This window comes from Streptomyces sp. NPDC091412 (genome assembly GCF_044756885.1).
GTDB lineage: Bacteria > Actinomycetota > Actinomycetes > Streptomycetales > Streptomycetaceae > Streptomyces.
Genome location: NZ_JBIVTV010000006.1, coordinates 194,868 through 209,425 on the forward strand (window position 1 = coordinate 194,868; position 14,558 = coordinate 209,425).

Here is a 14,558-nt window from a genome sequence, read left to right on the forward strand (position 1 = left end):
GGTGCCCAATGATCCGCACCGAGATCCAGCAGCCCGCACACAGCCCGTAAGACACCCAGACGTTCCTTACGCGAGATCACAAAACCAGACTGGAGTACTAGTCGCCGGCTTCCAGGTAGAGCCTTGCCAGACGGGGCAATCGCCGATGCATCTCATCCGCGTCGTCGAAGTCGAAGTCTTCCCCCATGTCCGCTGCGTCACTGTCCTGCTCGTGAGCTGACCGGTACTCGGCCCAGGCATCGTAGAAGGCGTCCGGGTTTCCTGTGAGGCGTGCAAAAGCGCCACTGGCCGCGTAGTTCACGTCCTCGTAAAACACCGCCTCGTCGCGGTGGGTGCTCGCGGCTTCGATGACAGTGGGGTGTTCGGCGAGGCTGTCCGGATCCAGAACTGCGCGCTCGTACCAGTCCCGCCCCAGTGCGATCACTCCCGCTCGGAAGTCCATGAAACTGTCGTCGGAGCAGCCGCCGCCTATGAGGTACGCGGCCGCCCATACGTTCCACCGGTACAGAGCATCGTGTACCTCATCGAACCGTTCGGCATACTCCAGGATCTCCTGCGGCGGGCAGCCGGCGAGGAGGTCCACCAGCGCCTCGTCGAAGAGCACTCCGGAGACGGCGGCCGAAGAGCGCGCGGATTCGATGATGCTCCAGAAACGATCAATGTTCATGGTGCTGCACTGTGCCATCCCGGTATGACAGCGGGCCGATGCTCGGCGCAGCTTCACCGTCCTCACGGAGCCGACGGTCTGCAGTTCTCCTTACGCGTGGGGCCTACTCCGGACTGAAGCCGTCCTCGATGAAGATCTCGCAGGACATCCGTCGTGAACACGGCGCCAGCCGGGCCGAGATCGCCGAGGGGATGGCGCAGAAGTCGAAGGAGTTCGCGCAGGCGGGTAACCGGGTGTACCTGCCGATCGCCGACTGATGCATGGCGGGCGGTGCTCTTGGCGAGCAGGCAAGGGCACCGCTCCCTTTGCCGCTGTTCGGTCGGCCCAACGGCGTGGTGGCTGGGGCGCTCGAGCACCGGAAATCTCGTGTGTGTCGTAGTCGTGGTCGACTGTCTGCCTGAACTACGGCTGCTCTGAATGGCCTGCGTGGGCTCGCCGTGTGCGGGCGTCCCCGGCGCCCCGGCCCGGCAGGTGCGGGACGGGGTGGCGGGGCGCGCGCCGGGCCCTGGGGGCGAGGGTGCGGTCCTGGCCGGGGTGAGGGCGCGGGGCGCTGGTTACTCCGGTTGGTGGTCCGGGCCTCCGAAGTCCGGGCTGCTGAAGTCGGGACTGGAGAAGCGCGGGCGGCGGCTCGGGGCTCCGTCGTCCGGGCTGCTGAAACCTGGTCGGCCATAGCCGAGTTGCGGCATGCGGCCGGTCGGTGCCGCCGGGCCCGTATGCCCCGGTGCGGGGGAGCGGGGCTCGGCGAGCGCGTCGCGCAGGAACGGCAGGATGCCCCGTTCGAGCAGGGCCTCCTGCCAGGCTTCCCTGGCCTGGGCGACCTCCTCGCCCAGTTCGGCGTAGGCGCCGCTGTCGAGCGAGGGTCGGTTGCGCAGCGCGGTGAGCAGCAGTCCGGCGGCGGCGGCGAGGATCGCGGCCGCGGTCAGGGCACCGAACACCCAGCCCGCGGTGATCATGGACTGGGCGAACGCCTGGGTCGGGTCCAGCATCCTCAGGATGTAGCCGACGAGCAGGAAGAGGGCCGCGGCGGTCCCGGCGAGGACGGGGGCGAGGACCGCGACGACGGCACCCGCGCCCGCGCCGTGAGTCTCGGCGACCTCACCCATGGTGGCGGCTGGTCGGAGGGGCCCGCCCGGCTCGGCCGAGTCGGCTTCGATGAGGGAGGACGGGACGGCCGGTGCCGGCCGGCGCAGTTCCTCGCGGACCTTGACGTAGTGGTGGTACTCGGTCGCCGCGGCCGCCGTTATGACGGCGGTGGCGCTCAGCGCCATGGTCCGCAGTTGTTCCGAGTTGAGCCGCTGTCCGGCAGCGGCCAGTTCCGGGTGGTGTGGGGCGGAGCGCAGCGCCTCATCGAGGATCCGCTCGTATTCCTGGCGGTCCTCGCTCAGCAGGTGCTGCGGAACGCTGTTCATGTGCATCCCCCGATGCTCCGTAGGGCTTGGGGCTCGCATGGCGGCGAGCCGTCGGGCAGAAACGGAGGGGAGCCTGCTACGGATAAGCCGATGGTAGAGCCGTGACGGCGCGCGGTGACAGGGGGTTTCCACAAATTGGGTGCCGACCTGCGCGGTCGTCTCGACAGGCGGGCTGCCCGGTGAACGGTCAGTTGTCGAGGGGCAGTTGCTGGACCAGCAGTTTTCCGGCCATGGTCACGCCGCCGTCCATCGCGATGGCGAGTCCGTCGGCGTAGACGTGCGGCCCCTCCACGACCGGACCCGCGGACTCCTCGCCGTCCTCGGAGCCGACTTCGCCCAGCAGATAGGGAATGGGGCTGTGGCCGTGAACGATGCGGGTGCCGCCGTACGTATCGAGCAGGGAGCGCACGGCGTCGGCGCCGCCCTCGTCGCGGAAGGAGAAGCGCTTGGTGAACTTGCGGAACAGATCCCAGACTTCGTTCGCGTCGTTGCGGGTGAGCGTCTCGCGGACGGTGTCGTTGACCTCTTCGATCGAGGCACCATAGTCGAGGTAGGAGGTGGTGTCGGAGTGCACGAGCAGGTAGCCGTCGACCGCCTCGACGGCGTCGAGCCGGGCCATCCACTGCAGGTGGTGGTCCTGCAGGCGGTCCATGTCGGACTTCTGGCCGCCGTTGAGCAGCCAGGCCGCCTGGAAGGTCGCGGTGCCCGCGCCGGAGTTGACGGGGGTGTCGCCGAACCGCTTGGCGCCGAGCAGCAGCAGCTCGTGGTTGCCCATGAGGGCCTTGCAGTAGCCGCCGGCTGCGGCCGCCTCCGCGGACAGCCGCATCACGAGGTCGATGACGCCGATGCCGTCCGGGCCGCGGTCGGTGAAGTCGCCGAGGAACCACAGCCGCGCGGTGCCCGCGCACCATTGGCCGGCGGAGTCGACGAGCCCCTTCTCCTGGAGCGCGGCGACGAGCTGATCCAGGTAGCCGTGCACGTCACCGACGACGTAGAGGGGACCCGGGCGGGTGGCGGACTGCCGGGTCGGCGCGGAGACCGGGTCGACCGCCACCTGATGCGTGTCACCGCGCTTGATGACCGGCAGGTCGCGCTCGGTGGGCGTGTACGCGGCCGGGTAGCCCTCCCTGGGAGCCGCGGGAGCCGCGGGGGCCTCCTCGGGCGGCCGGACCGTTTCGGCGGGCTGCGTGCCGTGGGCGTACGGACCGGTCTCGTTCACGTACGCGGGAACCCGGAAGTCGCGCAGCGTAGCCGTCCGCTCCACCTCGGGTCCCTGACCGGCCCCCTGAGTCATCGACCCCTCCACCATCGCGCCGCCTGTGCACCGCTTCGGACTGCCTGGTCGCAGCGGCCCGCGGTGTCGTGGGCCCATCATAGGAACGCGGATCGCGCCATGTGATGACCCAGGGGTGGTGAATCGGGACTGGACTCCGGTTCACCGTGGCTTTCGCCCCGATTGGGCAGTCTTCGGCAATCCCGCAGCCACTCGTGTCCCGGGTCATCCTGTGGCCACTCGTGTCCTGGGTCATCCCGCGGCCACCCGTGCCCTAGCGGTCCTCCGACGCGCGGGGCGGGCTGATCGTCCTGCGCCGGGTGCGCCGCTGGGACGAGGTCCGCACGATCAGCTCGGTCGGTATGACCTGCTCGACCGGTTGGTCCGACTCGACCCCTTCGATGGCGTCGATGAGGAGCTGGACGACCGCCGTGCCGATCCGGCGCGGCTTCAGGGAGAGCGTGGTGATGGGCGGCTCGGTGCTGGCGTACACCGTGGACTCGCTGCAGCACACCAGCAGCAGGTCCTCGGGGACGCGCAGGCCGTAGCGGCGGGCGGCGGCGAGCAGATCGGTGCCGTTGGGGTCGAACAGCCCGTAGACGGCGTCGGGCCGGTCGGGGCGGGCCAGCAGCCGGTCGGCGGCGACGGCGCCCGCGCACGGGTCGTGGGCGGGGTAGGCCTCGTACACCGGGTCCTGGCCGACGCGCTTGCACCACTGGAGGTAGGCGGTCGTCGACAGGTGGGTGTAGGTGTCCGTCGTGGTGCCGGTGAGCAGGCCGATACGGCGGGCGCCGGCCTCGGCGAGGTGGTCGAGGATGCCGAGGACTGCGGCTTCGTGGTCGTTGTCGACCCAGGCGGTGACCGGGAGCGCGCCGGCCGGGCGGCCGTCGCTGACCACCGGTAAGCCCTGCCGCACCAGCTCGCCGACGACCGGGTCCTGGTCGGAGGGGTCGATGACGACCGTGCCGTCCAGGGCGACGTTCGACCACACGTCGTGGCGCGAGGTCGCGGGCAGGATGACCAGGGCGTAGCCGCGGGCGAGCGCGGCCGAGGTGGCGGCGCGGGCCATCTCGGCGAAGTACGCGAACTCGGTGAAGGTGAAAGGTTCATCCCCGTACGTCGTCACGGTCAGGCCGATGAGGCCCGACTTGCCGGTACGGAGAGTGCGGGCCGCGGCCGAGGGGCGGTACCCCAGCCGGTCGGCGACCTCGCGGACATGGCGCCGGGTGGCGTCGGGGAGGCGCCCCTTGCCGTTGAGGGCGTCGGAGACGGTCGTGATGGACACCCCGGCGGCGGCGGCCACGTCTCTGATGCCCGCCCGGCCCGGCCGGCTCCCTCGGCGTGAGGTTTCCGCGCGGCTCACCTGGTGCTTCCCTGCTGCTGTCATGGCGAGCCGATAGTAGGGCTCTTGCGGTGGGGTAGTGCGGACGCATATGCACGCGTTGACAGGCACGTTTCTGCATGGTCGTTGAGGCCCAAGTACCTTTGAAACCATGGCAGTTACCCGGTGTCATGTTAGGACGTGACGTGGTGGCACGTATGGGCCTGCCGACCCCTCGATGTCTCGAAGAGGTCTCAACTCACCTTCACGAGGGATGCGCGCCACGGCGCAAGCCACCGGCGCATAGATATATGTGGACGCGCCCCCCATTTCATGCACATTCACATGAAGACGCCCCGGATGTCGGTGAGACGGACGAGGTCGGCCTCGCGCACGAGTGATGGCATCCGACCCATACGCAGCGGCGTCCAATCCTCATAAGGTGTGCAGTATTGGATGCCGGTGGTGGTCACGAGGAGGACTGCGGTGAGCGAGACAAGCCCGAAGCTGCGTGCCGAGCTGGAGGGTATCCCCACCTACAAGCCGGGGAAGCCCGCCGCGGCCGGCGGTCCGGTGGCGTACAAGCTGTCCTCGAACGAGAACCCCTACCCGCCGCTGCCGGGGGTCATGGAGAGGGTGACGGCGGCCGCCTCCTCCTTCAACCGCTACCCGGACATGGCGTGCACGGCCCTGACCAACGAGCTGGCCGAGCGCTTCGCCGTACCGGCCGCGCACGTGGCCACGGGCACCGGTTCCGTCGGTGTCGCCCAGCAGCTGATCCAGGCCACCAGCGGCCCCGGCGACGAGGTCATGTACGCCTGGCGGTCCTTCGAGGCGTACCCGATCATCACGCAGATCAGCGGGGCGGCCTCCGTACGGGTCCCGCTGACGCCGGGCGATGTGCACGACCTGGACGCGATGGCGGACGCGATCACCGAACGCACGCGTCTGATCTTCGTCTGCAACCCGAACAACCCGACCGGCACGGTGGTGCGGCGGGCCGAGCTGGAACGGTTCCTCGACCGCGTGCCCTCCGACGTGCTGGTGGTCCTGGACGAGGCCTACCGCGAGTTCATCCGCGATGCCGAGGTGCCGGACGGGGTGACGCTCTACCGCGACCGGCCGAACGTCTGCGTGCTGCGCACGTTCTCGAAGGCGTACGGCCTCGCCGGGCTGCGCGTCGGTTTCGCCATCGCCCACGAGCCGGTGGCGGCGGCGCTGCGCAAGACGGCCGTGCCGTTCGGGGTGAGCCAGCTGGCGCAGGAGGCGGCGATCGCCTCGCTGCGCGCCGAGGACGAGCTGCTGGGCCGGGTCGGCTCGCTGGTGTGCGAGCGCACCCGTGTGGTCGACGCGCTGCGTTCCCAGGGCTGGACGGTGCCCGAGACGCACGCCAACTTCGTGTGGCTGCGGCTGGGGGAGCGGACGGTCTCCTTCGCCCAGGCCTGCGAGCGGGCCGGCGTGGTGGTCCGGCCGTTCCCGGGCGAGGGCGTGCGGGTCACCGTCGGGGAGACCGAGGCGAACGACATCTTCCTGAAGACGGCGGAGGCGTTCCGTAAGGAGGCCTGATCCGGTCGGGTCCGGTCTGGTCCGGCAGGTCTGATGCGGTCTGGCCCGGTCCGGCAGGTCTGATCCGAGCCGGCCCTCGGTCGGCCGAGGGTGTCGCGGCATCTCGTGAGGAGGGGGGTCCCCCCAGGACTTGGGGGGACCCCCCTTCGCTGTTCGAAAACAGGTGCGCCATAATTGCTTGTGAATGTGAACGCGTTCACAAGCGGGTCCGATTGTTGCCTGTTGTGCAGGGCACATCGGGATGAACCGCCACCGTGATCGCGGTGACGTAAGGAGAGTGACGACGTGAACCTGGCTTTGGCGCCGGAGACACTGGCGCGCTGGCAGTTCGGCATCACGACCGTCTACCACTTCCTGTTCGTTCCCCTGACGATCTCGCTGGCCGCCCTGACGGCCGGACTGCAGACCGCCTGGGTGCGCACGGAGAAGGAGAAGTACCTCAGGGCCACCAAGTTCTGGGGCAAGCTCTTCCTGATCAACATCGCCATGGGCGTGGTCACCGGCATCGTGCAGGAATTCCAGTTCGGCATGAACTGGTCGGACTACTCGCGCTTCGTCGGTGACATCTTCGGCGCCCCGCTCGCCTTCGAGGCACTGATCGCGTTCTTCTTCGAGTCCACGTTCATCGGACTGTGGATCTTCGGCTGGGACAAGCTGCCCAAGAAGATCCACCTGGCCTGCATGTGGATGGTGTCGCTCGGCACGATTCTGTCGGCGTACTTCATCCTTGCTGCCAACTCGTGGATGCAGCACCCTGTCGGCTACCGGATCAACGAGGCCAAGGGGCGCGCCGAACTCACCGACTTCTGGGCGGTGCTGACCCAGAACACGGCGCTCAGCCAGGCGTTCCACACGCTCTCCGCCGCCTTCCTGACCGGTGGCGCCTTCATGGTCGGCATCGCCGCCTACCACCTCGCCCGCAAGAAGCACGTGCGCGAGATGAAGACCTCGCTGCGGCTCGGCCTGATCACGGTCGTCATCGCCGGCCTGCTCACCGCGGTCAGCGGTGACGTCCTCGGCAAGGTCATGTTCAAGCAGCAGCCGATGAAGATGGCCGCGGCCGAGGCGCTGTGGGACGGACAGGAGCCGGCGCCGTTCTCGGTCTTCGCCTACGGCGATGTGGACAAGGGCCACAACACGGTGGCCATCGAGGTCCCCGGCCTGCTGTCCTTCCTGGCCAACGACGACTTCACCTCCTACGTCCCCGGCATCAACGACGTCAACAAGGCCGAGCAAGAGAAGTTCGGGCCCGGCGACTACCGGCCCAACATCCCCGTCGCCTACTGGGGATTCCGCTGGATGATCGGGTTCGGCATGGCGTCCTTCGCCATCGGCCTCGCGGGACTGTGGCTGACCCGCAAGAAGTTCCTGCTGCCGCAGCGTCTGCGGGTCGGTGACGACGAGGTGCCCCATCTGGTGCTGCTGCCGAACAAGGCACTCGGCCCGCGGCTGACCACCTGGTACTGGCGCATCGCGATCTGGACGCTGGCCTTCCCGCTGATCGCCAACTCCTGGGGCTGGATCTTCACCGAGATGGGCCGCCAGCCGTGGGTCGTCTACGGCGTGCTGCAGACCCGGCACGCGGTCTCCCCCGGTGTCTCCCAGGGCGAGGTCCTCACCTCGATGACCGTCTTCACGCTGCTCTACGCCGTCCTCGCCGTGATCGAGGTCAAGCTGCTGGTGAAGTACGTGAAGGGCGGCCCGCCCGAGCTCACGGAGGCCGACCTCAACCCGCCCACGAAGATCGGCGGCGACGAGCGTGACGCCGACAAGCCGATGGCCTTCTCGTACTAGGCCGAGGGAGCTGCACAGTCATGGAACTGCACGACGTCTGGTTCGTCCTCATCGCCGTCCTGTGGACCGGCTACTTCTTCCTGGAGGGCTTCGACTTCGGGGTCGGCATCCTCACCAAGCTGCTTGCCCGGAACCGGCCCGAGAAGCGGGTGCTGATCAACACCATCGGCCCGGTCTGGGACGGCAACGAGGTCTGGCTGCTCACGGCGGGCGGTGCCACCTTCGCCGCCTTCCCGGAGTGGTACGCCACGCTCTTCTCCGGCTTCTATCTGCCTCTGCTCGTCATTCTGGTCTGCCTGATCGTGCGCGGAGTCGCCTTCGAGTACCGGGCCAAGCGGCCGGAGGAGAACTGGCAGCGCAACTGGGAGAACGCGATCTTCTGGAGCTCGCTGATCCCCGCCTTCCTGTGGGGTGTGGCCTTCGGCAACATCGTGCACGGGGTGAAGATCGACCGGAACCTCGAGTACGTCGGCGGTGTCGGAGACCTGCTCAACCCGTACGCGCTCCTCGGTGGACTGGTCACCCTGACGCTGTTCACCTTCCACGGCACGGTGTTCACGGCCCTGAAGACCGTCGGTGACATCCGTGAACGGGCACGGAAGCTGGCTCTGCGCGTAGGGCTGGTGACGGCCGTGGCGGCGTTGGCGTTCCTGCTGTGGACCCAGGCCCACACGGGCAACGGCAGGAGCCTGGTAGCGCTTCTCGTGGCGGTGGTCACCCTGGTGTCCGCCCTCGTGGCGAACCAGGCGGGGCGCGAGGGCTGGGCGTTCGCGTTGTCGGGCGTCACCATCGTGGCCGCCGTGGCGATGCTGTTCCTGTCGCTCTTCCCGAACGTCATGCCGTCCACGCTCAACGCGGACTGGAGCCTGACGGTCACCAACGCCTCGTCCAGCCCGTACACCCTGAAGATCATGACCTGGTGCGCCGGGATCGCCACGCCGATCATCCTGCTCTACCAGGGGTGGACCTACTGGGTGTTCCGCAAGCGGATCGGTACGCAGCACATCGCCGAACCCGCGCACTGAGTCCGGTGAGGGTGTGTTTCACGTGAAACACACCCTCGGGGCCGAAGGGCATGTTCTCCATGAAACCGATTGATCCGCGACTTCTGCGTCACGCCCGTGCCACCCGGCTCTTCCTGGGGGCCGTCGTCGGGCTGGGTGCCATCGGGGCATGCCTGGTCATCGTCCAGGCGATGCTCATCGCCGAGGTGGTGGTGGGCGCCTTCCAGCACCGGATGCCGGTCGCCGAACTCCGTACTCCCCTGCTGTTGTTGGCCGCTGTCGCCTGTGGCCGTGCGCTGGTCTCCTGGCTGACCGAGCTGGCCGCCCACCGGGCGAGCGCGGCGGTGAAGTCCGAGCTGCGCGGGCGGCTGCTGGAGCGTGCGGCGGCACTCGGCCCCGGCTGGCTGAGCGGGCAGCGCACGGGATCGCTCGTGGCCCTGGCGACACGGGGTGTCGACGCCCTGGACGACTACTTCTCGCGCTATCTGCCGCAGTTGGGGCTGGCCGTGGCCGTCCCGGTGGCGGTGCTCGCCCGGATCGTCACCGAGGACTGGGTCTCGGCGGCCATCATCGTCGCCACCCTGCCCCTCATCCCCGTCTTCATGATGCTGATCGGCTGGGCCACGCAGTCCCGCATGGACCGCCAGTGGCGGCTGCTGTCCCAGCTGTCGGGGCACTTCCTGGACGTCGTCGCGGGACTGCCGACCCTGAAGGTGTTCGGCAGGGCCAAGGCACAGGCGGAGTCGATCCGGCGCATCACCGGGGAGTACCGGCGGGCGACCATGCGCACGCTGCGGATCGCCTTCCTGTCCTCCTTCGCCCTGGAGCTGCTCGCCACGCTGTCGGTGGCGCTGGTCGCCGTGACGATCGGCATGCGGCTCGTGAGCGGCGACATGGACCTCTACATCGGGCTGGTCATCCTCGTGCTCGCGCCCGAGGCCTACCTCCCGCTGCGTCAGGTGGGCGCGCAGTACCACGCGGCGGCGGAGGGACTGGCGGCCGCCGAGGAGATCTTCGCCGTGCTGGAGACCCCGGTGCCGGAGTCCGGCACCGGGGCCGTGCCCGCCGGGGCCCTGACCTTCGAGGGCGTGAGCGTCCGCTTTCCCGGGCGGTCCGCGGACGCGGTGACGGACGTGTCCTTCTCGGTGCGGCCGGGGGAGACGGTCGCGCTCGTCGGACCGAGCGGTGCGGGCAAGTCGACACTGCTGAACGTCCTGCTGGGGTTCGTGAAACCCAGTGCGGGCCGGGTACGCGTCGCGGAGACCGATCTCGCCGACGTCGACCTGGAGCAGTGGCGCTCGCGCATCGCCTGGGTGCCGCAGCGGCCGCACCTGTACGCGGGCACGATCGCCGAGAACGTACGGCTCGCACGGCCCGACGCGGACGACGCCGCCGTACGCGGGGCGCTGGCCGACGCCGGTGCGCTGGAGTTCGTGGACACGCTGCCGGAGGGACTGGACACCCGGCTCGGAGAGGACGGGGCCGGGCTCTCCGCCGGGCAGCGGCAGCGGCTCGCGCTCGCCCGGGCCTTCCTCGCCGACCGTCCCGTCCTGCTGCTCGACGAACCGACGGCCGCCCTGGACGGAGCGACCGAGGCGGAGGTCGTGGACGCGGTGCGGCGGCTGTCCGCGGGCCGGACGGTGCTCCTGGTGGTGCACCGGCCCGCACTGCTGGACGTGGCCGACCGGGTCGTGCGTCTCGACGGGACGGAGTCCTCCGGGCCGGCGCCGGCCGTGGCCCGCACCGCCGAGGCACGCCCCGTGCGAACGGCGGAGCCCGGACCGGTCCCGGCTCAGGTCGAACCCGGGACCGGGGCCACCACCGTCGCGCGCGGCGTCCTCGCCCGGGTGCGGGCGATGTCCGGCCCCCGGCGCGGCCGACTCGCCCTCGCCCTGCTGCTGGGCAGCCTGGCGCTCGGCAGCGCGGTCGGGCTGATGGCGACCTCCGGGTGGCTCATCTCGCGGGCGTCCCAGCAGCCACCCGTGCTCTACCTGATGGTGGCCGTCACTGCGACCAGGGCCTTCGGTATCGGGCGTGCGGTCTTCCGGTACGCGGAGCGGCTGGTCTCGCACGACGCGGTGCTGCGGATGCTCGCCGACACCCGGGTGGCCGTCTACCGGAGGCTGGAGCGGCTGGCGCCCGCCGGGCTGCGCCGGATGCGCCGCGGCGACCTGCTGACACGGCTCGTCGCCGACGTGGACGCGCTCCAGGACTACTGGCTGCGGTGGCTGCTGCCCGCCGGCGCGGCCCTGACCGTGTCCGCCGCCTCCGTCGCCTTCACGGCCTGGCTGCTGCCGGAGGCCGGGGCGGTGCTCGCGGCCGGCCTGCTCGCGGCCGGGGCCGGCGTCCCGCTGGTCACCGTGGCCGTGGCCCGGCGCGCCGAGCACCGGCTCGCCCCCGCGCGCGGGGCCCTCGCCACCCGCGTGACCGAACTGCTCACCGGAACCGCCGAACTGACCGTCGCGGGCGCCCTGCCCGCCCGTATCACCGAGACCCGGCGGGCCGACCGGCTGCTCACCCGGATCGCCTCGCGTGCCGCCACCGCCACCGCGCTCGGCGACGGGCTCACCGCGCTGATCTCCGGCCTGACCGTCGCGGCGACCGCCCTCGTCGGCGCTCAGGCGGTCGCCGACGGGCGGCTCGGCGGCGTGACCATGGCGGTCGTCGTCCTCACCCCGCTGGCCGCCTTCGAAGCCGTCCTCGGCATGCCGCTCGCCGTGCGCTACCGGCACCGGGTACACCGCAGCGCGGAGCGGGTGTACGAGGTCCTGGACGCCCCCGAGCCCGTCCGTGAACCGGAGCGGCCCCGGCCGGCGCCCGCCTCGCCGTTCCCGCTCGCCGTCAGGAACCTGACGGCGCGGTACGCGGGGCAGGACCGGGCGGCGCTCGCCGGACTCGACCTGACGCTCCAGCAGGGCCGCAGGGTCGCCGTGGTCGGGCCGTCCGGCTCCGGCAAGACGACGCTCGCCCAGGTGCTGCTGCGCTTCCTCGACGCGGAGACGGGCACGTACACCCTGGGCGGCGTCGACGCCCACGCTGTGGACGGCGACGATGTACGGCGGCTGGTCGGGCTGTGCGCCCAGGACGCGCATCTCTTCGACAGCTCGGTCCGCGAGAACCTGTTGCTCGCGAAGAAGGACGCGACCGAGGCCGAACTGCGGGACGTCCTCGCTCGGGCCCGGCTGCTCGGCTGGGTCGACGCCCTGCCCGACGGACTCGACACACTTGTCGGCGAGCACGGTGCCCGGCTGTCGGGCGGACAGCGTCAGCGGCTGGCCCTGGCCCGCGCCCTGCTCGCCGACTTCCCGGTGCTGGTGCTCGACGAACCCGCCGAACACCTCGACCTGGCGACCGCCGACGCGCTCACCGGCGATCTGCTGGCCGCCACCGAGGGTCGTACGACGCTGCTCATCACCCACCGCCTGGCCGGGCTGGCGGCCGTGGACGAGGTGATCGTCCTCGACGAGGGGCGCGTCGTCCAGCGGGGACCGTACGCGGAACTGGCCGCGCTGCCGGGACCGCTGCGGCGGATGGTCGAACGGGAGGCGCAGACGGAGCTGCTGGTGGGCGCGCGGTAGCGGCCCGTTCACGGGCCGCCCCCGGCGGGCGGCCCGCCCGCTACGGCCGCTCCCCCAGCAGCCGCTCGATGACGACAGCGACCCCGTCCTCGTTGTTGGCGTCCGTCCGTCCGGACGCCGCGGCGATCGCGGCGGGGTGCGCGTTGCCCATGGCGTAGGACCGGCCGGCCCAGGTGAGCATCTCGACGTCGTTCGGCATGTCGCCGAAGGCGACGACCTCGTCCTGCGAGATGCCGCGCTCGGCACAGCACAGGGCCAGAGTGCTCGCCTTGGAGACGTCCGGACCGCTGATCTCCAGCAGGGCACTGGGGCTGGACCGGGTGATGGTGACGTGCTCGCCGGCGGCGAGGCGGGCGACGGTGAGGAAGGCGTCGGGGTCCAGCGTGGGGTGGTAGGCGAGGATCTTCAGGATCGGCTGACCGGCTCCGACTCCGTCCGGCGCCAGCAGTTCCTCGGCCGGCGCGAGGACGTCGGGTATCTCCATGTGCAGCTTCGGATAGACCGGCTCCTGATGGAAGCCATAGGTCTGCTCGACCGCGTACACCGTGCCCGGTGCCGCCTCGCGCACCAGCCGTACGGCGTCCAGTGCGTTCTCCCGTGCCAGCTCCCGCACCTTCACGAAGCGGTGGGCGCCGGGACCGCCGTGCAGGTCGACCACGGCGGCGCCGTTGCCGCAGATCGCCAGACCGTGTCCGTGCACATGGTCGCTGACCACGTCCATCCAGCGGGCCGGGCGGCCGGTGACGAAGAAGACCTCGATGCCCGCCTCCTCGGCCGCCGCCAGGGCGGCGATCGTGCGTGGGGAGACCGACTTGTCGTCGCGCAGCAGGGTGCCGTCGAGATCGGTGGCGATCAGCCGAGGCGGAACGCCGGGGGTGCCCCCCGGCTCGAACGAGGTCGAGAGCTGGGATGAGGCCGGGGTCTCGGGCCGTCGAGTCGCTGAGGTCACCGCGTCATTGTCGTCTATATGTCCGCACGATCGTGCGAGAGTTCGCACATCTGAGGGGTTGTCTCGGTCACGTCAGCTGGGAGGGCGCTTCCATGGCGATCCGCTCGAAGACCTTCTGGTCCGCGGCGAAGTCCGAGCCGGGGATCGGCCAGTGGATCACGATCTCGGTGAAACCCAGCTCCTGGTGGCGGCCCGCGAAGTCGACGAACGCGTCGAGGGACTCGAGCGGACGACCGCGGTCGGGGGTGAATCCGGTGAGCAGGACCTTGTCGAGCGCGGAGGCGTCACGGCCCGCCGCGGCACACGCGTCCGCGAGCTTCTCGGTCTGGGTGCGAATGGCCTGAACAGACTGCTCCGGCGTGCCGTTCTCGTACAGCTTCGGGTCGCCCGTGGTCACCCAGGCCTGCCCGTACCGAGCGGCGAGCCGCAGCCCGCGCGGCCCGGTCGCGGCCACGGCGAACGGCAGCCGGGGCCGCTGCACACACCCGGGGATGTTGCGCGCCTCGTGCGCCGAGTAGAAGTCGCCCTCGTACGACACCGCGTCCTCGGTCAGCAGCCGGTCGAGCAGCGGAACGAACTCGGCGAAGCGGTCGGCCCGCTCCCGCGGCGTCCATGACTCCTGCCCCAGAGCGGTGGCGTCGAAGCCGGTGCCGCCCGCACCGATGCCGAGGGTGATCCGGCCCCCGGAGATGTCGTCGAGGGAGATCAGCTCCTTGGCGAGGGTGACCGGGTGCCGGAAGTTCGGCGAGGTCACCAGGGTCCCCAGCCGCATCCGGTCCGTCACGGCCGCGGCGGCGGTCAGCGTCGGCACGGCCCCGAACCACGGGCCGTCCCGGAAGCTGCGCCAGGACAGGTGGTCGTAGGTGTAGGCGGCGTGGAAGCCGAGCTGTTCGGCACGCATCCATGCCGAACGGCCGCCCTCGTGCCAGCGGCGGTACGGAAGGATCACGGTGCTCAGACGCAGACTCATGGCCCCGAGCCTAAACACACATGGCTG

The 14,558-nt window shown here is 70.4% G+C and carries 11 protein-coding genes and 1 pseudogene; 5 read left to right on the top strand and 7 right to left on the bottom strand.

What is annotated here, in order from left to right; all coding sequences use genetic code 11:
- Positions 1 to 97: 97 nt before the first annotated feature.
- Entirely contained in the window at positions 98 to 667 is a 570-nt protein-coding gene (locus ACIQMV_RS17940) for a DUF4240 domain-containing protein (protein ID WP_402593730.1), read from the bottom strand.
- 110 nt (positions 668 to 777) lie between these two features.
- On the opposite strand from ACIQMV_RS17940, the pseudogene ACIQMV_RS17945 reads away from it, so the two are divergent.
- Positions 778 to 924, top strand: a pseudogene (locus tag ACIQMV_RS17945) (thiamine biosynthesis protein ThiC); the annotation flags it as partial.
- 297 nt (positions 925 to 1,221) lie between these two features.
- On the opposite strand, the gene ACIQMV_RS17950 reads toward ACIQMV_RS17945, so the two are convergent.
- The 4 genes from ACIQMV_RS17950 to ACIQMV_RS17965 form a co-directional block, all read right to left on the bottom strand.
- On the bottom strand, positions 1,222 to 2,082 hold the full coding sequence (locus ACIQMV_RS17950; RefSeq protein ID WP_141359895.1) for a hypothetical protein: 861 nt from the start codon (positions 2,080 to 2,082) through the stop codon (positions 1,222 to 1,224).
- Between the two features lie 181 nt (positions 2,083 to 2,263).
- Entirely contained in the window at positions 2,264 to 3,385 is a 1,122-nt protein-coding gene (locus ACIQMV_RS17955; protein WP_402593732.1) for a metallophosphoesterase, read from the bottom strand.
- 238 nt (positions 3,386 to 3,623) lie between these two features.
- Positions 3,624 to 4,736: a LacI family DNA-binding transcriptional regulator gene (locus tag ACIQMV_RS17960; protein WP_141359897.1), complete on the bottom strand. Its 1,113-nt coding sequence runs from the start codon at positions 4,734 to 4,736 to the stop codon at positions 3,624 to 3,626.
- A gap of 275 nt (positions 4,737 to 5,011) precedes the next feature.
- A complete protein-coding gene (locus tag ACIQMV_RS17965) occupies positions 5,012 to 5,143 on the bottom strand; it encodes a hypothetical protein (RefSeq protein ID WP_402593734.1) in 132 nt (43 codons plus the stop codon).
- A gap of 13 nt (positions 5,144 to 5,156) precedes the next feature.
- Here ACIQMV_RS17965 and hisC point away from each other — a divergent pair, with 13 nt between their 5' ends.
- The 4 genes from hisC (at position 5,157) to cydD (ending at position 12,612) form a co-directional block, all read left to right on the top strand.
- Positions 5,157 to 6,236 carry a histidinol-phosphate transaminase gene (hisC, locus tag ACIQMV_RS17970; RefSeq protein WP_402593735.1) on the top strand — a complete coding sequence of 360 codons (1,080 nt, stop codon included), beginning with the start codon at positions 5,157 to 5,159 and terminating at the stop codon, positions 6,234 to 6,236.
- A 285-nt stretch (positions 6,237 to 6,521) separates the two neighbouring features.
- Positions 6,522 to 8,030 carry a cytochrome ubiquinol oxidase subunit I gene (locus ACIQMV_RS17975; protein WP_141359900.1) on the top strand — a complete coding sequence of 503 codons (1,509 nt, stop codon included), beginning with the start codon at positions 6,522 to 6,524 and terminating at the stop codon, positions 8,028 to 8,030.
- Between the two features lie 20 nt (positions 8,031 to 8,050).
- A complete protein-coding gene (gene cydB / locus ACIQMV_RS17980) occupies positions 8,051 to 9,055 on the top strand; it encodes a cytochrome d ubiquinol oxidase subunit II (RefSeq protein ID WP_384082714.1) in 1,005 nt (334 codons plus the stop codon).
- A 59-nt stretch (positions 9,056 to 9,114) separates the two neighbouring features.
- Positions 9,115 to 12,612, top strand: coding sequence for a thiol reductant ABC exporter subunit CydD (gene cydD / locus ACIQMV_RS17985; RefSeq protein ID WP_402593736.1), 3,498 nt, complete (start codon positions 9,115 to 9,117; stop codon positions 12,610 to 12,612).
- A 40-nt stretch (positions 12,613 to 12,652) separates the two neighbouring features.
- Here cydD and ACIQMV_RS17990 read toward each other — a convergent pair whose 3' ends face one another.
- Together ACIQMV_RS17990 and ACIQMV_RS17995 are read right to left on the bottom strand one after the other, a co-directional pair.
- On the bottom strand, positions 12,653 to 13,561 hold the full coding sequence (locus ACIQMV_RS17990; RefSeq protein WP_373996173.1) for a Cof-type HAD-IIB family hydrolase: 909 nt from the start codon (positions 13,559 to 13,561) through the stop codon (positions 12,653 to 12,655).
- 67 nt (positions 13,562 to 13,628) lie between these two features.
- The gene (locus tag ACIQMV_RS17995) at positions 13,629 to 14,531 is read right to left on the bottom strand and encodes an LLM class flavin-dependent oxidoreductase (protein WP_402593738.1); all 903 of its coding nucleotides are present in this window, start codon (positions 14,529 to 14,531) and stop codon (positions 13,629 to 13,631) included.
- Positions 14,532 to 14,558: the final 27 nt, after the last annotated feature.